Below are 16328 nucleotides of genomic sequence, written 5' to 3'. Positions count from 1 at the left end.
ACCTTATTCGAAGATCTGGATCATCTCTTCCTTCGGCGGCCCCGCGAACTGCCTGTAGACCGCCGCCAGCATCGCGATGAAATAGACCAGAGCGCCCGAAGTGATCGCGCTTGATACCGCGGCGTTGAGAACGTGTTGCACGCTTCCGCCGGTCGTAAGCACCAGCACCACGCCCACCAACATCATCGCCAGGCCATAGACCACCGCGAAAAGCAGTCCGGCGAGGAAGAAGAACGCCAGCATCCGGCCGGAATTGCCGCGCGTCAGCTGCCACGAGCGTCGCAGCGCCGCCACGGGGTTGCGCTCCGCCTCGATTGCCAGGACCGGAGCGACCAGCGCCATGCGCAGGCTGCACCAGACCATGGCCAGGAATGCAGCAAGGATCGCGATCGCGCCGATCGCCTGAACGCCGGTAAGTGCCGCCGCGCTCACCAGCACGAGAAATCCCATGCCGAGTGCGCCGCCCACCATGACCTGCGCCAGCACATAGGGCACCAGTGCCATGAATCCCCGCCGGATCGATTGCGCGACGGTCGGACGTGCCGGATCGGTCATCACGATCAGCACCGTAACCGTGCCCGCCATCTGCAGAAGGGTCACCACGATCAGCAACGGCAGCGACGAAGTCCAGGCTTCGGCCATGATCTCCATCATCTCGCCGGGCGGCGTGCCCGGAGCCATCTGCGGCTCGGGCACGAAGACCGAGAAGGCAAGGCCGGGCAGCAGGAAGAACACCCCCGCAATCGCCATCAGCACGTCGCGGTTGGTGGCGACAAGGCGTGTCGCGGTCTTCCAGGCGAGACTGCTGTCGAGACGAGGCATCATTCGGGCTTACTAGCAGCCACGACCCGCCATTGTCGAACCCCCTTGAATAGCGGACCGGTCCGCGCCATTCGCAAGGCATGGCTGCAAGCGAAACCATCGAAATCCGCCGTGAAACCGCGCAGGTTCCCTACCGCGAGGCGCTTGATGCCATGGCCTCGCGCAACGCCGCGATTGCCGAAGGCACCGCGCCCGAACTGATCTGGCTGCTCGAACACCCGCCCGTCTACACCGCCGGGACCAGCGCATCACCCGACGAACTGCTCGATCCCCGCTTTGAGGTGGTCGAGGCCGGGCGCGGGGGGCGCTACACCTATCATGGTCCCGGCCAGCGGGTGGGCTATGTTCTGCTGGACCTGCGCAAACGTGCCCGCGACGTGCGCGGTTTCGTTCATGCGCTCGAAGGCTGGGTGATCGAAACACTCGCGGATTTCGGAGTCGAATCGTGGCGTGCCGAGGGACGTGTCGGCATCTGGACGCGCGGGGCCGACGGGCGGGAGGCGAAGATCGGCGCGATCGGCGTGCGCATCCGGCGCTGGGTCACGATGCACGGCTTTTCGGTCAACCTGTCGCCCGATCTCGCGCATTTCGGCGGCATCGTTCCGTGCGGGATCGAGGAATTCGGCGTGACCAGTCTTGCCGCGCTCGGTCGCGAGGTTACACCCGACCAATGGGACGAAGCGCTGCTGTCGCATCTCGACGGCTTCCTCGCCCGTCTCGACACGCCCTGCCCACCGGAGGCCGCATGAACTTTCGCTCGATCTGCCTCGCTGCCTGCCTGCCGCTCCCGCTGCTCGTCGCCGGGTGCAACCGCAAGGCCGACGAGGGCAAGGCCGCTGCCGGTGCCGAAGTCCTGCCGGGTTCAATCAGCGATGCGATGATCGATCTCGATACGTCGACTGCCTCTCCGCCGCTTGCGCCCGTCAAGGCGCAGGGTAGCCGCAAGGCGGAGGGCGCCTCGGCGAGCGAAGCGGCGGAAGAGCCCGCCGCCACTCCCGCAACCCCGGCGGCGTCGGCGTCGGCGTCGGCGCCTGCTTCAGGTTCTGCCGAGTAGCTGCTTCGCCATCCTGAGGTGCGGCTGGTCCACCATGCGGCCGTTGTATTGCAGCGTCCCGGCATAGGGGCTGGCGGCGAACAGTGCGACAATGGCTTCCGCTTCGGCAAGTTCAGCCTCCGTCGGAGCAAAGGCCGTGTTGATGATCGGCACCTGCGATGGGTGGATGGCCAGCATGCCGGTGAATCCGTCGGCTCGCGCGGCCTCGGCCGCCCGCTTCGTGCCCGCCTCGTCGCGAAAATCGTCGTGCAGGGTGTCGATCGCCCAGACGCCCTTCGCGTGCGAGGTCAGCAGGCATTGCGCGCGGATGAACCGGAAAGCGTCTGTCCACGCGCCGGCGGCATCCCGCTTGCGCGTGGCGCCCAGCACGGCCGAAAGATCTTCGGCGCCCCATGTCAGCCCGGCTAGGCGCGGCATGGGTTCGTCGACGTAGCTGGTGATGGTCAGCGCCGACTTGGCTGTCTCGCTGACCAGAGGCAGGATCCGCGTCGAACCGTTGGGCACGCGGTTGCGCTGTTCCAGCTCATAGATTTCAGCGGCAAGCTGGCGGACCTGTTCTGGTCCCTCGCACTTGGGCAGCATCACGCCGTCTGGCGCGCCAGCCATGACGACCTGCAGGTCCTCGCGCCACATGCCGGTGTCGATTGCGTTGATGCGCACCCACCGCGCCACGGGGCGGTTTTCGGTCACGTGCTGGCGGTGGATTCCAAGCCAGTCCCGGGCGAGGACGCGGGCCTGCGGCTTTGCCGCCGGCGCCACCGCGTCCTCGAGGTCGACGATTACCGCATGCGCGCCCGTGGCCATGGCCTTGCCCAGCTTCTTCTCGCTGTCTCCGGGTACGAAGAGCCAGGATCTGGGCGGCATGCGGCATCACTCCTTCAGGCTATGGCCGTTTCCTCGGCCAGTGTCGGATAGTCGGTATAGCCTGCTTCGCCCGGGAAATACCACGTTGCAGGCACCCCCTTGTTCGGATTGAGGTGCGCGCCCACGCGGATGCGCTCGACGAGATCGGGATTGGAGATGAACGGGCGGCCAAAGCTTATCGCGTCCGCGCGGCCGGACGCCACGTCTGCGGCAGCCTCCTCCGGCGTGTAGTCGCTGTTGAGCACAAGCGGTCCGGTGTAGATCGAGCGGATCAGGCCGTCCTGCTTGGGCACGTCAGTGTTGCCGAATGTGCCTTCCGGTCCCGGCTGGCGAAGTTCGACGAAGCCGACGCCCAGTTCCTCGAGCACTCGCGCGGCTTCGCCAAAGGTTGCCTCGGGGTTGCTATCGTCGACCCCTTGCGAATCGCCGTTGGGCGAAAGGCGGATCGACACCCGCTCCTTGCCCCAGATCGAGATCAGCCGCTCCATCACCTCGCGCATCAGGCGCACCCGGTTCTCGGGGCTGCCGCCGTAATCGTCGTCGCGAAGGTTGGTGCCGTCGCGCAGGAACTGGTCGATAAGGTAGCCGTTCGCGGCGTGGAGCTGCACCCCGTCGAACCCGGCCTTCCGTGCATTTTCAGCCGCCCGGCCATAATCGTCGATCAGACGGGGAATCTCGTCCAGCCGCAGGGGGCGCGCTGTCTCGTAGTCCTTGGTGCCTTCCGGCGTATGGGCATGGCCGGGTGCACGCGTCGCCGATGCCGAAACAGGTGGCTCGCCGCCGAGGAAATAGGGGTGGACCACGCGGCCCATGTGCCAAAGCTGCAGGACGATGCGTCCGCCCGCCGCATGAACTTCATCGACTATCGGCTTCCACGCCTCGGTCTGCTCGTCGGTCCAGATGCCCGGCGCGCTCGGCCACCCGGCGCCCTCGGGGCTGATCGCGGTCGCCTCGGAGATGATCAGGCCGGCGCTGGCGCGCTGGCGATAATATTCGCCCATGATCGGTGTCGGCACCGCCTGGGGATTCGCGCGGCCACGGGTGAGCGGGGCCATGATGATGCGATTGGGCGCTTCGATGGCGCCGAGGCGCACAGGCTGGAACAGCGGTTCATGCATGCTAGGGGGCTCCTTGATGACTTCGGCGACACCGCGCGATGAAAGAGCTCGGTTTCGCTTTGCAACTGGATTAAGCGGCCCCCATGACGAATTCAAGTGAACCCGGCCCGACTTTGCGGCCACGCCCGATGCATTTCCTTGCCCTGCTGACAGGAAACGTTGCGCTGGCCCTGGGACCCTGGTTCGTGCGTCTCGCCGACAGCGGCCCGGTGTCCGCAGGCTTGTGGAGGCTGGCCCTGGCACTGCCGCTGCTCGCGATCTTCGCGCTGCGCGGGCGCGAGCCGATGTGGGGTTACCAGCGCAAGGACTGGGCGATCATTGTCGGCGCGGGCGTGGTCTTCGCGCTAGACCTGGCAAGCTGGCACGTGGGGATCGAAAGGACGCGGCTGGGCAACGCGACGCTTTTCGGCAATTCGGGCAGCGTGATCCTGATGGTCTGGGGCCTGATCGCCATGCACCGCCGCCCCCACCTGCGCGAGTTCGCGGCGGTGGCGTTGGCGCTGGGCGGGGCGGGACTGTTGCTCGGCCGCTCGATGGAGATCGACACGCGCACGCTGGCCGGAGACCTGTTCTGCATTCTCGCCGGGCTTTTCTATGTGGTCTACATTCTGCTCGTTCAGCACGTGCGCGGCCGCTTCGGGTCGTGGAGCCTGCTGTTCTGGTCGAGCCTGGCCGGATGCCCGGTTCTTCTCGTCACCGCGCTGGCGCTGGGCGAGCCGGTTCTTCCGGGCACCTGGTGGCCACTGGTCGGCCTGATGCTCGCCAGCCAGATCGTCGGGCAGGGGCTGCTGGTCTATTCGCTACGCCACTTTCCGCCGCTGGTCATCGGCCTCGTCCTGCTGACCCAGCCGGCGGTCTCGGTCGTGGTCGGCTGGCTTTCGTTCGGCGAAGTCCTCGCGCTGCCCGATGCCATCGGCATGGCACTGGTCGGTGCGGCGTTGGTGCTGGCGCGGCTGGGCGAGGGCAAGTCCGCCTGATCGCGCCAGCGGCGACCTGCCTTGTCTTGCCCGCCATGTGCGAATCCCATGCCCGACCCCGCCGTTCGCGCCTGTCTCGAGGTGATCGACGCGGCACCGGCGATGGCGGGGCGGGGTATGGTTGCCGGCTGATGATCAGCTACCGAAGGGACGTGCTCCCAGGTCGCCCAGGCCGACCGTGCCGCTCGCCATATCGAGCATGCGATCGAGGCTCTTTTTGGCGGCGAGGCGCATGTCTTCCTCGATTTCAATGCGCGGGCTCAGGTCGCGCAGCGCGAGGTAGAGCTTTTCCATCGTGTTGAGCGCCATGTACGGGCAGATGTTGCAGTTGCAGTTGCCGTCCGCCCCCGGCGCGCCGATGAAGGTCTTGTCGGGCATCGCCAGCTCCATCTGGTGGATGATGTGCGGCTCGGTTGCAACGATCAGCGTGTCGCCGGTCATCGTCTTGGCATATTGCAGGATGCCGCTGGTCGACCCGACGTAGTCCGCGTGGTCGACGATGTGGGGCGGGCATTCGGGATGCGCGGCGACGGGCGCGTCAGGGTGCTGCGCCTTGAGCTTCAGCAGCTCGGTCTCCGAGAAAGCCTCGTGCACGATGCACACGCCCGGCCAGAGCAGCATGTCGCGCCCGAACTTGCGGTTGAGGTAGCCGCCGAGGTGCCGGTCCGGGCCGAAGATGATCTTCTGCTCCGGCGGGATCTGCGACAGGATCGTTTCCGCGCTGGATGAGGTGACGATGACGTCCGAGAGCGCCTTAACCTCGGTCGAGCAGTTGATGTAGGTCAGCGCGATGTGATCGGGATGCGCCTCGCGGAAGGCCTTGAACTTGTCCGGCGGGCAGGAGTCCTCGAGGCTGCATCCGGCGTCGAGATCAGGCAGGACGACGATCTTCTCTGGGCTGAGGATCTTGGCCGTATCGGCCATGAACTTCACGCCGCAGAAGGCGATGACTTCCGCGTCGGTTGCTGCCGCCTTGCGCGACAGTTCGAGGCTGTCGCCGACGAAATCGGCAAGATCCTGGATCTCCGGCCGCTGGTAGTAGTGGGCCAGGATAACGGCCTTGCGCTCCTTGCGCAGGCGGTCGATCTCGGCGCGCAGGTCGAGTCCGGAAAGGTTCGCAGGCTGGACGGTCATCGCTGGGCAGTTCCTCTCGCCCGGCGACCGTGCCGGGGCGAGAGGGGACTTAGGGACCGGATCAGCCCGCCGCAATACCTTCCGCCAGCGAAACGAACGGCGGGAAGACCGACAGGCCCATTACAAGGGCGAAGAGCACGATCACGGCCAGCGCGCTGATCCGCGTGGCGGGATGGACCGTGCCCCGGACCTTGACGTCGTGCATTGCCATCACGCCGACCACGCAGAGCTGGAACGTCGCCTCGCTAACCGGGGTCAGGACCGGGCCGAGGATCGGCGCGGGCACGAGGCGGCCTATGGCCGGTTCGAGAATGAGGATCATCGCGCCCGTCATCAGTCGGCGATGCCACTGCGTGTTGCGCCGCATGGCGATGGCAGCAATCACCATCGCCGCGAAGATCAGCACGCCGAAATGCGTGAGCGCGAGGAAATATGCGTTGCTGAAGAACGGCGGAACGCGGTGCAGTTCGATTGCCATGCGGCCGGTGAACATGCCTAGCCCCGCCACGACGAAGACCAGGCCCAGTCCCGTCCATCCTAGCTTGCGGTGCAGCGCGATGTTCCCGCTTGCCGCAAGCTGGTTCTGCACCACGACCAGCGCCAGCCACGAAAGCATGGCGATGCCGTGGAGGTGGACCCAGACCGGCGCGGTCGTGGGTGATGAGAACCCGCGCAAGGCCCATTGGCCGAAAGCGAAGACGACGAACAGCGCCATGCCGATCGCCATGCGGGTGAAAAAGCGCTGGTCGCGCGAATACGGATATGCAGTCGATGTAGCGGCGGTTGCCATGAACAGTCTCCCACCAGTCCCGCGGCTGCCGTTAGCCTGGGCCCTGAGCCGTTCCAATGACGCCCGTCACACCGGAATCGCTTATTGGTCGAAAGTTACCACGACCTGCGCCTTGCCGTAACCTGCCACTTGCAAGGGAATGGACAGATTCTGGCGGATCGCTTCCTTCGCCGCGCCGCGCGCAAGCTCCATCAGCACCGGATTGGCCGCCTGCTGCACCGCTTGCGCTTCGGCAAGGCGGGTATTGTCGCGCGTCAGCTTGTCTTGCGCCTCGCGGCTGATCCAGATTCCGTCGCGCAGGTACTGGGCGCGCGCCTCGTCGAGATTGGGGCGGCTGACCGTTAGCGGCGGCAGGCGCACGGTCAGGGTCTGGTCGGGCGCGTTCCAGGCAAGGCGCTCGCGGCCCACTTTGGCGAGATTGACCGTATAATCGACCCGCGCAGGGATCACCGCCACCTGCTTGGACTTCACCAGCCCGAACAGCCGCGCATCGTCGCTCGACACGACCGGTGCGAGTTCCGCGCTGAATACGGTCAGCTTGTCCTGCTTCTCGAAGGCGACGAGGCTTGTGGCGAGCGGATCGCCGATGTCTTCGGGCTGCCACAGCTTCCATGCGAGGAAAGCGGCGGCGGCAAGCGTCACGAGGAAAAGCGCCCACGGAAGTAGCGACACCCGTGCAAGGGTTCCGTCGCGGGTTGTCGGGGCGGTTGACGGAACCGTCGGGTTCGTCAGGCGTGGATCATCCATCGTTCGTCCTCAATCCGCACCCGCCCCTGTCGTTCCAGATCGATCAGATGCGCCAGAACCGAGCGGCCCGCCGCGCCATTGAGGCGCGGGTCGAGGCCCTTGTACATGGCGCCGACGAATTCCTCGATGGCATGAGGGCCGCCGTCCTCGAGCAGGCGCACGATCTGGCGCTCGCGCTGGCGGCGATGGCCCAGCATCCCGCGTACGAGCTGGCGCGGATTGTCGATCTGCGGCCCGTGCGCCGGGTAGAGCACCCGGTCCTCGCGGTCGTGCAGCCGCTGGAGGCTTGCCATGTAGGCGGCCATGTCGCCTTCTGGTGGGGAGACGACCGAGGTTGACCAGCCCATGACGTGATCGCCGGTGAAAAGCGCCCCGCTTTCGACAAGCGAATAGCACAGGTGGTTGCTGGTGTGTCCGGGCGTGGCCACGGCCTCCAGCGTCCAGCCATCGCCCGACAGGCGCTCTCCGTCGGATAGAACGCGGTCCGGCAGGTAGAGCGCATCGAACGAGGCATCGGCGCGCGGGCCATCGTCTTCCATCGCCAGGGGGGCGCAACCGATGATCGGCGCGCCGGTCGCCGCCTGCAAGGGGCGCGAGGCGGGGCTGTGGTCGCGGTGGGTGTGGGTGCAGACGATGGCGACGATGCGTGCATCGCCCACTGCCGCCAGAATCGCATCGACATGGCCTTCGCCATCCGCGCCATCGGGTCCGGGGTCGAGAACGGCCACCTCGCGGCCCGCGCCCACGATGTAGGTCTGCGTTCCGGTAAAGGTATACGGCGACGGATTGGGGGCAAGCACCCGGCGGACCAGCGGTTCGAGCTGTTCGGAAAGACCGGTCGGCCAGCTTTCGCGGTCGGGGATGGGGGGCGTCTGGGCCATGCCATGTGCTATGGGGATTGTGGACGCGCCATGCAACCTTGCGCAACCCGCGCCGGCGTATCAGGATGGCCTCGATGGAGACCCCATACGATCTCGCGGTGATCGGCGGCGGCGTGAACGGCGCGGCGATCGCGCGCGATGCATGCGGCAGGGGATTGTCGGTCCTCCTGCTGGAACGGGGCGACCTCGCGCAGGGCACTTCCTCGGCCTCGACCAAGCTGATCCACGGCGGACTGCGCTATCTGGAACATCGCGAGTTCGCGCTCGTCGCCGAAGCCCTGCACGAGCGGGAAACCCTCTGGCGGCAGGCGCCGCATATCATCTGGCCCATGCGTTTCGTCCTTCCGATCGTGCCCGAAGGGCGACCGTGGTGGATGTTGCGCGCGGGGCTGTGGCTCTACGATCGCATCGGCGGGCGCAAGGCGCTGCCGCCCGCGTCGCGGGTGCGACTTGACGGGCGCATGGGCCTCCAGCCTGAAATTCGGCGGGGCTACGAATACTCCGATTGCTGGGTGGACGATGCGCGGCTGGTGGTCCTGCTCGCGCGGGATGCGGCGGACCGCGGGGCCGAAGTGCGGACGCGCTGCCCGGTTACGGCGCTGCGGCGCGAGGGCCATCTCTGGCGGATCGAGGCGGGCGGCGATGTGTTCCATGCCGCCATGACGGTGAATGCCGCCGGACCGCAGGTCGGCGAGATCATGGACCGAGCCCATGCGCCGCGGCCCGCATTGCTGCGGCGGGTGCGCGGCTCGCACATTGTGGTGCCGCGCCTGCACGACGATCCGCGCGCGCTGTTCCTGCAACTGGCGGATGGGCGCATCTACTTTGCCATTCCCTGGCAATATGCCTTCACCCTGATCGGAACGACCGACAGCGAGGAGGGCGCGGATGCCGACCCGCCGCACGCCACGGAGGAGGAGATCGCCTACCTGCTGGACGCCGCCAACCACTACTTCCGCCGAAGCCTCAGGCGCGAGGACGTGGTCTGGACCTATGCCGGCGTGCGCCTGCTTGCGGATGACGGTTCGGGCAGGCCGGAAGCGGCGACGCGCGGCTATCGCCTCGAGGTGGACCGGGGCCGCGACCGCCATTCCGCGCCCATGCTCTCGGTGCTGGGCGGCAAGATCACCACGCATCGCACCCTTGCCGAAGCGGCGCTCGAGCGGCTCGGCGTGACTGACAATGCCGGCTGGACCGCCAGCGCGCCGCTCCCCGGGGGCGATTTCACACCTGACGGGCTGGACGAGGCCGACAACCTCGCGCCGGTGGAACAGGAAATTGCGGCACAGGCGCAGCAGCTTTCGCGGCCCACCATCCACCGGCTCGCGCGGGCTTATGGCACCGAAGCGCTGGGCTTCGTGCGCGGCGACATGGGGCGGCACATCGGGCAGGGCTTCACCGAGGCTGAACTCGATCACCTGACCGGTCGTGAATGGGCGCAGACGGCCGAGGACGTGCTGTGGCGCCGGTCGAAGCTCGGCATGTGGTTCAGCGCCGAGGAGGTGGCCGCACTTAAGGCAGCGCTGGGAGAAGAGGTGCGATGAGCGGCGATCTGGTACTGGTGATCGATGCGGGCACGACCTCGACGCGGGCTCTCCTGTTCGGGCGGGACGGGCGCTGCCATGGCGTTATGCAAAGCGAATTTGCGCAGCATTATCCCCGCCCGGGCCAGGTCGAACACGATGCGGACGAGATCTGGCGCGCGACGCTTGGCTGCATGCGCGAGGTGGTCGGGGTCGTCGGTATCGAGCGCATCGCGGCGATTGGGGTAACCAACCAGCGCGAGACCGTCGTCGCCTGGGATCGCACGACCGGGCAACCCCTGGCGCGGGCCATCGTCTGGCAGGATCGCCGCACCGCGCCCATGTGCGACCGGTTGCGATCGGAAGGGGCGGAGCCGCTGGTCCAGTCCCGAACCGGGCTGCTGCTTGATCCCTATTTCTCGGGCACCAAGATGCGCTGGATGCTCGACAACGAGCCAGCGGTCGCCGGAGCCGCGCGCGACGGGCGGCTGGCTCTGGGCACGGTTGAATCATGGCTGGTGTGGAAGCTCACGGGTGGAGCGCGCCACGTAACCGATGCCAGCAACGCCAGTCGCACGCTGCTTCTCGCTCTCGATGGCGCGGACTGGGATGAGGAGTTGCTCGACCTGTTCGGCGTGCCGCGCGCGGTGCTGCCCGAGGTTACCGACAGTCTGGGAGAATTTGGCGCGGCGCTGCCTGAATGGCTGGACGCGTCCGTGCCGGTCAGAGGTCTGGCCGGGGACCAGCAGGCCGCAACCATCGGGCAGGGCTGTCTTGCGCCCGGCGAAGTCAAGGCAACCTACGGGACCGGTGCCTTCGTGTTGGCGGCAATGGGTGACGCGGTGCCGCGTTCGGGCCATCGCCTGCTCGGCACGGTGCTGGTTCAGGACAAGGGCGTTCGCAGTTTTGCGCTGGAAGGTTCGGTCTTTGTCGCAGGGAGCCTGATCAAGTGGCTGCGCGATGCGATGGGCCTGGTCGGCTCCGCCGCAGAAACGGCCGCGCTTGCGGCTTCGGTGCCGGACAGTGGCGGGGTCGTGCTGGTGCCGGCGCTCTCCGGCCTCGGAGCGCCGCACTGGCGGCCCGATGCGTCCGCGGCGCTTACAGGAATGACGTTTTCGACCACGCGCGCCCATGTCGTGCGCGCCGCGCTGGAGGCGATGGCGCACCAGACGCTCGACCTCATGGACGCCTTCGCCGCCGACCGCGCACCCTGGACCTCGCTTCGCATCGATGGCGGCATGAGTGCGAACGATTGGGTGGCGCAGGATCTTGCCGATATCCTCGACCTGCCTGTGGAGCGGCCGGTCATGGTCGAGACTACGGCCCTGGGCGCGGGGATGCTGGCGGCGGTCGCGTCCGGCTGGTTCGGATCGCTGGGCGAAGCGGAGGCCATGCGCGGGTCCGTCACGCGGTTCGAACCGCGCATGGCGCCAGGTGTCCGGGCCGCGCGGATCGCGCGGTGGCGCGAGGCGCTCGCGAAAGTCTGATCGATCAGGCGGCGTCCGAAGTCCCGGCGTCCGACGTGCCGGCGACCGCGCGTACGAGGCGCTGGCGCAAAGCATCGATGGCGCTCTCGCTGCTGGCGCCCTGCGTGCGCCAGGCATTCTCGAGGCGCTGGATGCGTTCGTAGAGACGTTCGCTTTCGTGCACCAGCGTGCGCGCGTCATCGGGCAGGCTTGCGACGACCTCGGGCTCGCTGGCGGGGAAGTTCGTGATCAGGCGACCGTGGCGGCGGAGCTGGAGCTGGGACAGCTCGCCCGCGAAATAGGCACGGTGGTTGAGCAGCCAGGCAAGGCAATGCATCACCCGGGTTGTCGTGCGCAGCGCCTCGCAGGACACGCGCACCCTGTGCAGGTCCTCGCAATCGGACCCGGCCGCGTCGAGCGCTTCGCGGCGCAAGGCCTCGAACCGCGTTCGCACGGCGTCGGCAAGGCCGAGGGCTTGGGCATGGAGCGCGTCGACGATGCGCGGGTTGAGGCTGGGCATGAAGGCCATGACCGTCGCATAATCCGGGCACGGCATTCCCGCCATCCGCCTTTGCCCCGGTGCAGGGGAGCAATTCATGAACGTTTCTTAACGGGACAGGTCCGCCAATCTGGCAGAAAGAGGTACATTACTGAAATCAGGCGATTATATCTGGAATGAGGTAGTCCTCGATCATCGCGATCTGATCTTTCAGCAACAATTTGCGCTTCTTGAGGCGGGCAATCTGCAACTGATCGCGCACGCCTGCCGTGGACAGCGCGTCGATGGCGGCGTCGAGGTCGCGATGTTCCAGGCGCAGCGCCGCGAGCCGCTTGCGCATTTCCTCTTCTGTCACGTACGCCCAACTCCTTCGCGCGATGAACCGGGCCTCGCCAGCGGCCTACGGTCGATCCCGTAGCGCTCGCGTCCCGACGCGGTTTGGCTTGCAAGATACGGCGAATGTGGGAGCATGACAACGCGCCGCCTTTTCGAGTCGGGCACAACCGACCGATTGCGACGCCGCCCCGCACGGGGATGGCCTGTGCGGGTTTCTGAAGGGGGCTATCCCTTAAGGAGGACAACGCATGGAATCGTCGCACATCAGCGCTCTCCAGACCAAGCACGCCGGACTTGAACGGCAGATCGAGATGGAAATGGCCCGTCCGCTCCCGGACGATACGCTGGTGGCCACGCTCAAGCGAAAGAAGCTCAAGATCAAGGAGGAGCTATCCCGCTTCCACTGATCCGAAAGAGCCGCCTTCGGGCGGCTCTTTTGCATTTGACTGGGAACGGCCATGCGGCCTTCCTTCCTGCGGCACCGGCCCGCTGCGGATGCGGGGACTTGCTTCAAAGCTTGCTTGAAAGACGCATACGAATTTGTACGGGGTCTTTGCTCCGGTTCGGTTTTCGCACGACATTCCCAAATCCCGCGCGCTAGGCTAATCGGATGCCCATGCTCAGCGCCGTTGCCGCCGCCCGCCAGATCCTCACCTCGCTTCACGAGGTCATGGCCTCGCGCAGCGGCGCGCAGGCCAAGTTGAACCAGATCGTCGAAGTCATCGGCGAAAACCTCGATAGCGAGGTCTGCTCGATCTATCTCCTGCGCGAGGGGATGCTTGAACTCTTCGCTACGCGCGGCCTCAACCAGGCGGCGGTCCATGTCACCCGGCTGGCCGTGGGCGAAGGTCTGGTCGGCACCATCGCCGGTAATGTCGAGACGCTGAACCTTGCCGAGGCGGCCGCCCATCCGGACTTCGCGTTCCGCCCCGAAACGGGCGAGGAAAAGTTCCACTCCTTCGCTGGCGTGCCTATCGTGCGGCGCGAGAGGGCGGTCGGTGTCGTCGCGGTCCAGCACGTGGAACCGCGTCGCTACGAGGAAGTGGAGATCGAGGCGCTGCAGACCGTGGCGATGGTCCTGTCGGAACTCATCGCCAATGCCGAACTGATCGACGACGAGGAAACGCTCGGCGTGCCCGCGCACCTGACGGGGCCGGACCGCCTCAAGGGCCTCACGCTGGTCAAGGGCCTCGCCAGCGGCGTGGCCGTCTACCACCAGCCCCGCGTCACCATCGAACACGTCGTTGCCGAGGACACCGAGGCGGAGCGTCAGCGCGTCTACCTCGCCTTCGACAAGATGCGCGAGCAGATCGACCGCATGGCCAGCCAGGCCGAATTCGGCGTAGGCGGAGAGCATGAGGAGGTGCTCGAGACCTACCGCATGTTCGCCTACGACGAAGGCTGGTCGCGCCGGATCAACGAGGCGATCGATTCGGGCCTTACCGCCGAAGCCGCGATCGAGCGCGTCCAGCAGCGCACCCGCATGCGCATGCGCCAGATCGACGACCCGCTGCTCGCCGATCGCATGCACGATCTGGAAGACCTGTCGAACCGCCTGCTGCGCATCGTCTCGGGCCAGCTCGGCACGGCGGCAAGCATGGGTCTGAAGGGCGATGCGATCCTCATCGCGCGCAATCTCGGTCCGGCCGAACTGCTGGAATACGACCGCCGCCGCCTGAAAGGCGTGATCCTCGAGGAAGGCTCGCTCACGGCCCACGTCGTCATCGTCGCACGCGCGATGGGCATTCCGGTGGTCGGGCGCATGCGCGCGCTGCGCGGCAAGGTGCGCGAGGGCGACCAGCTCCTGCTCGACGGCGACCAGGGCGTGGTCGACGTCCGCCCCGCGCCCAGCCTGGTCGAGGCCTTCGAGGCCCGCTTCGCCAAGAATCGCGAACGTCAGGCCCACTATGCGGCGATGCGCGAGGTCGAGCCCGTCACCCGCGATGGCAGGCGCATTACTGTGCTGATGAATGCCGGCCTTCGCGACGACACGCCCATGCTCAACCTGACCGGCGCGGACGGGATCGGCCTGTTCCGCACCGAGTTCCAGTTCCTCGTCTCGGCCACGCTGCCCTCGCGCGAGCGGCAGACCCGGCTCTACCGCGACGTGATCGATGCCGCCGGCGATCGTCCAGTGGTGTTCCGCACCGTCGATATCGGCGGCGACAAGGTTCTTCCCTACCTGCGCCACAACGATGGCGAGACCGAGGAGAACCCGGCGATGGGATGGCGCGCGCTGCGCGTCGCACTCGAACGCGACGGCCTGCTCAAGGTCCAGGCGCGCGCGCTGCTCGAAGCGGCGGGCGGGCGCACGCTCAACGTCATGTTCCCGATGGTCACCGAACCGTGGGAATTCGATGCGGCCAAGGCCGTGTTCGAAGGCCAGCTCGCCTTCCTGCGCCGTCAGAAGAAACTCCTGCCCGAAGCGATCCGCTATGGCGCGATGCTCGAGGTGCCAGCCTTGGCTGAATGCCTCGACCTGCTGGCGCCCAAGCTCTCGTTCCTGTCGATCGGCACCAACGACCTCACCCAGTTCCTTTTCGCCGCCGACCGGGCCAACCCGAAGCTGGCGGAGCGCTACGACTGGCTCTCGCCCGCGATCCTGCGCTTCCTGCGCCGCGTGGTGCGCACGCTCGAGCCCTTCGGCACCGATGTTACCGTCTGCGGCGAGATGGGCGGCAGGCGGCTGGAGGCGCTGGCATTGCTCGGCCTCGGCATCAATCGCCTGTCGATCACGCCTGCGGCAGTGGGGCCGGTCAAGGAGCTTGTGCGCAAGGTGGACCTCGGCGAGATTCGCGCCGCGATGGACGGATGGCTGGCAGATCCGCCCCATGACTTGCGCTCCGCCATTGCCGAATGGGCCTTCTTCAAAGGCATCGAATGCGATTGAGGCGGGCAGAAGGGCGTTTCGTCGCCCATTGACGTCATTCCGGTAGGAACGACGTTGACTTTCGACGTGCGCCTGCGAACCGTTGGCCAGGGTTGCAAAGCAAGAAGCGCATTACGGGAGTCACGCCTTGGCCGAAGCCGGCGGTCTTAACGACATCAGCAATATCGACACTACCCCGTTCCCCGCCGGCGAGCCACGCCGTGGCGGCGTGGGCGAGACCTTGCGCGCCGCGCGCGAGGCGGCGGGTCTGGACATCAAGCAGCTTTCGCTGAGGACGCGCGTCACGACGCGCCATCTCGAAGCGCTCGAAAGTGGCGACTATTCGGTCCTGCCGGGCCGCCCCTACGCGCTCGGCTTTGCCAAGAGCTATGCCCGCGCGGTGGGCCTTGACGACAAGGCCATCGGGGAGGCCGTCCGTGCCGAACTGAACCGGCAGGCGCCGCCGCCGCCGCCGCGCGTCATCAACCAGTTCGAGGTGGGCGATCCGATCAAGACGCCCTCGCGCCTGACAGGCTGGCTTGCTGCCGGTCTGGTCGTGGCGATTGCGGCTGCGGGCCTCACCTTGTGGCGCAGCTATTACCTGCCGTCGGCGGAACTGCCCCCGCTGGTCGGTGCCGAGGAAGCCAGTCCCGCGCCCTCGCAGGTCGCGGTTGTCCCGCTGCCCAGCGCCGCGCCTTCGGGCCCGGTGGTCTTCACCGCCCGCGAGAACGGGGTCTGGGTCAAGTTCTACGACGGTCAGGGCCAGCAGATCCTCCAGAAGGAACTCGCCAAGGGCGAGACCTTCACCGTGCCCTCTGGCGCACAGAATCCGATGCTCTGGACAGGGCGGCCCGATGCGCTTGACATCACCGTCGGCGGGCAGGCCGTACCGCGTATCGCCGAACGCGAAGGCATCGTGAAGGACGTGCCGGTCAGCGCCGCCGCACTCATGGCGCGTGGCACCACGCCTGCGCCCGCCGCCGTCTCGGCGGGGGCAGAGCAGACCTCGCAAGTGGCGCCATCCGCGCCTCGCCCGCGTCCGGCCGTTGCGCGTCGTCCGGTGGTGGCGCAGCCGTCCGCCTCACCCGTTTCGGATCTTCGCCCCGCGGAAAGCACGGAAACGGTTGCGCCTTCCACCGGAATGAATTGACCGCGTCTCGACTTGGCGCGCGCACTGCGGCAATCATGACGGCGAAGGGTCGGGCGCGCGCTTTTCCGGCGTCCTAGTTGTACGGGCCCTGGTTGTAC

General features: G+C 66.9%; 17 protein-coding genes. 8 read left to right on the top strand and 9 right to left on the bottom strand.

The features are described 5' to 3' along the window. Positions 1–3 precede the first annotated feature (3 nt). Positions 4–825: a glycerophosphoryl diester phosphodiesterase membrane domain-containing protein gene (locus SARO_RS00475; protein WP_011443758.1), complete on the bottom strand. Its 822-nt coding sequence runs from the start codon at positions 823–825 to the stop codon at positions 4–6. 77 nt (positions 826–902) lie between these two features. Here SARO_RS00475 and lipB point away from each other — a divergent pair, with 77 nt between their 5' ends. Further along, positions 903–1571: a lipoyl(octanoyl) transferase LipB gene (lipB, locus tag SARO_RS00470; protein WP_011443757.1), complete on the top strand. Its 669-nt coding sequence runs from the start codon at positions 903–905 to the stop codon at positions 1569–1571. Beyond that, entirely contained in the window at positions 1568–1876 is a 309-nt protein-coding gene (locus SARO_RS00465) for a hypothetical protein (RefSeq protein ID WP_011443756.1), read from the top strand. The genes lipB and SARO_RS00465 overlap by 4 nt, the downstream gene beginning before the upstream one ends. Here SARO_RS00465 and SARO_RS00460 read toward each other — a convergent pair. Beyond that, positions 1859–2740, bottom strand: coding sequence for an HpcH/HpaI aldolase/citrate lyase family protein (locus SARO_RS00460; protein WP_011443755.1), 882 nt, complete (start codon positions 2738–2740; stop codon positions 1859–1861). The two genes, SARO_RS00465 and SARO_RS00460, sit on opposite strands and share 18 nt — an antisense overlap. A gap of 14 nt (positions 2741–2754) precedes the next feature. Then, a complete protein-coding gene (locus SARO_RS00455) occupies positions 2755–3858 on the bottom strand; it encodes an alkene reductase (protein WP_011443754.1) in 1104 nt (367 codons plus the stop codon). A 128-nt stretch (positions 3859–3986) separates the two neighbouring features. Here SARO_RS00455 and SARO_RS00450 point away from each other — a divergent pair, with 128 nt between their 5' ends. Next, positions 3987–4835, top strand: a complete 849-nt coding sequence (locus SARO_RS00450) for a DMT family transporter (protein ID WP_234007382.1) — start codon at positions 3987–3989, stop codon at positions 4833–4835. 135 nt (positions 4836–4970) lie between these two features. On the opposite strand, the gene nadA is transcribed toward SARO_RS00450, so the two are convergent. The 4 genes from nadA to SARO_RS00430 form a co-directional block, all read right to left on the bottom strand. Continuing rightward, complete coding sequence (gene nadA / locus SARO_RS00445) at positions 4971–5969, bottom strand: quinolinate synthase NadA (protein WP_011443752.1); 999 nt, start codon at positions 5967–5969, stop codon at positions 4971–4973. A 61-nt stretch (positions 5970–6030) separates the two neighbouring features. Next, positions 6031–6759, bottom strand: coding sequence for a hypothetical protein (locus SARO_RS00440; RefSeq protein ID WP_011443751.1), 729 nt, complete (start codon positions 6757–6759; stop codon positions 6031–6033). An 81-nt stretch (positions 6760–6840) separates the two neighbouring features. Further along, the gene (locus SARO_RS00435) at positions 6841–7506 is read right to left on the bottom strand and encodes a DUF4230 domain-containing protein (RefSeq protein WP_011443750.1); all 666 of its coding nucleotides are present in this window, start codon (positions 7504–7506) and stop codon (positions 6841–6843) included. Further along, a complete protein-coding gene (locus SARO_RS00430) occupies positions 7488–8387 on the bottom strand; it encodes an MBL fold metallo-hydrolase (protein WP_049759267.1) in 900 nt (299 codons plus the stop codon). Before SARO_RS00430 ends, SARO_RS00435 begins: the two co-directional genes overlap by 19 nt. Before the next feature lie 74 nt (positions 8388–8461). Here SARO_RS00430 and SARO_RS00425 point away from each other — a divergent pair, with 74 nt between their 5' ends. Together SARO_RS00425 and glpK are read left to right on the top strand one after the other, a co-directional pair. Then, positions 8462–9931, top strand: a complete 1470-nt coding sequence (locus tag SARO_RS00425; protein ID WP_011443748.1) for a glycerol-3-phosphate dehydrogenase — start codon at positions 8462–8464, stop codon at positions 9929–9931. Continuing rightward, a complete protein-coding gene (glpK, locus tag SARO_RS00420) occupies positions 9928–11397 on the top strand; it encodes a glycerol kinase GlpK (RefSeq protein ID WP_011443747.1) in 1470 nt (489 codons plus the stop codon). Before SARO_RS00425 ends, glpK begins: the two co-directional genes overlap by 4 nt. Positions 11398–11401: 4 nt before the next feature. On the opposite strand, the gene SARO_RS00415 is transcribed toward glpK, so the two are convergent. Next, positions 11402–11905: a DUF1465 family protein gene (locus SARO_RS00415; protein WP_041550584.1), complete on the bottom strand. Its 504-nt coding sequence runs from the start codon at positions 11903–11905 to the stop codon at positions 11402–11404. A gap of 127 nt (positions 11906–12032) precedes the next feature. Further along, positions 12033–12230: a YdcH family protein gene (locus SARO_RS00410; protein WP_011443745.1), complete on the bottom strand. Its 198-nt coding sequence runs from the start codon at positions 12228–12230 to the stop codon at positions 12033–12035. Positions 12231–12459: 229 nt separating this feature from the next. Here SARO_RS00410 and SARO_RS20440 point away from each other — a divergent pair, with 229 nt between their 5' ends. From SARO_RS20440 to SARO_RS00400, 3 genes are all read left to right on the top strand, one after another. After that, positions 12460–12618 carry a YdcH family protein gene (locus SARO_RS20440; RefSeq protein WP_011443744.1) on the top strand — a complete coding sequence of 53 codons (159 nt, stop codon included), beginning with the start codon at positions 12460–12462 and terminating at the stop codon, positions 12616–12618. A 203-nt stretch (positions 12619–12821) separates the two neighbouring features. Continuing rightward, positions 12822–15101, top strand: a complete 2280-nt coding sequence (gene ptsP / locus SARO_RS00405) for a phosphoenolpyruvate--protein phosphotransferase (protein WP_011443743.1) — start codon at positions 12822–12824, stop codon at positions 15099–15101. A 127-nt stretch (positions 15102–15228) separates the two neighbouring features. Further along, entirely contained in the window at positions 15229–16230 is a 1002-nt protein-coding gene (locus tag SARO_RS00400) for a helix-turn-helix domain-containing protein (protein WP_011443742.1), read from the top strand. Positions 16231–16328: the final 98 nt, after the last annotated feature.

It is taken from the genome of Novosphingobium aromaticivorans DSM 12444, assembly GCF_000013325.1.
Taxonomy (GTDB): domain Bacteria; phylum Pseudomonadota; class Alphaproteobacteria; order Sphingomonadales; family Sphingomonadaceae; genus Novosphingobium; species Novosphingobium aromaticivorans.
Note: the sequence above shows the minus strand (reverse complement) of the source record. Positions and strands in the feature narration are given on the sequence as shown.

Bases quoted from the DNA above. Each gene is read 5' to 3' on its own strand.
- SARO_RS00475 (WP_011443758.1), bottom strand. From the start codon at position 825: ATGATGCCTCGTCTCGACAGCAGTCTCGCCTGGAAGACCGCGACACGC.
- nadA (WP_011443752.1), bottom strand. From the start codon at position 5,969: ATGACCGTCCAGCCTGCGAACCTTTCCGGACTCGACCTGCGCGCCGAG.
- SARO_RS00415 (WP_041550584.1), bottom strand. From the start codon at position 11,905: ATGGCCTTCATGCCCAGCCTCAACCCGCGCATCGTCGACGCGCTCCAT.
- SARO_RS00435 (WP_011443750.1), bottom strand. From the start codon at position 7,506: ATGGATGATCCACGCCTGACGAACCCGACGGTTCCGTCAACCGCCCCG.
- glpK (WP_011443747.1), top strand. From the start codon at position 9,928: ATGAGCGGCGATCTGGTACTGGTGATCGATGCGGGCACGACCTCGACG.
- SARO_RS20440 (WP_011443744.1), top strand. From the start codon at position 12,460: ATGGAATCGTCGCACATCAGCGCTCTCCAGACCAAGCACGCCGGACTT.
- SARO_RS00450 (WP_234007382.1), top strand. From the start codon at position 3,987: ATGCATTTCCTTGCCCTGCTGACAGGAAACGTTGCGCTGGCCCTGGGA.
- SARO_RS00455 (WP_011443754.1), bottom strand. From the start codon at position 3,858: ATGCATGAACCGCTGTTCCAGCCTGTGCGCCTCGGCGCCATCGAAGCG.
- SARO_RS00430 (WP_049759267.1), bottom strand. From the start codon at position 8,387: ATGGCCCAGACGCCCCCCATCCCCGACCGCGAAAGCTGGCCGACCGGT.
- SARO_RS00460 (WP_011443755.1), bottom strand. From the start codon at position 2,740: ATGCCGCCCAGATCCTGGCTCTTCGTACCCGGAGACAGCGAGAAGAAG.
- SARO_RS00440 (WP_011443751.1), bottom strand. From the start codon at position 6,759: ATGGCAACCGCCGCTACATCGACTGCATATCCGTATTCGCGCGACCAG.
- ptsP (WP_011443743.1), top strand. From the start codon at position 12,822: ATGCCCATGCTCAGCGCCGTTGCCGCCGCCCGCCAGATCCTCACCTCG.
- SARO_RS00465 (WP_011443756.1), top strand. From the start codon at position 1,568: ATGAACTTTCGCTCGATCTGCCTCGCTGCCTGCCTGCCGCTCCCGCTG.
- SARO_RS00425 (WP_011443748.1), top strand. From the start codon at position 8,462: ATGGAGACCCCATACGATCTCGCGGTGATCGGCGGCGGCGTGAACGGC.
- lipB (WP_011443757.1), top strand. From the start codon at position 903: ATGGCTGCAAGCGAAACCATCGAAATCCGCCGTGAAACCGCGCAGGTT.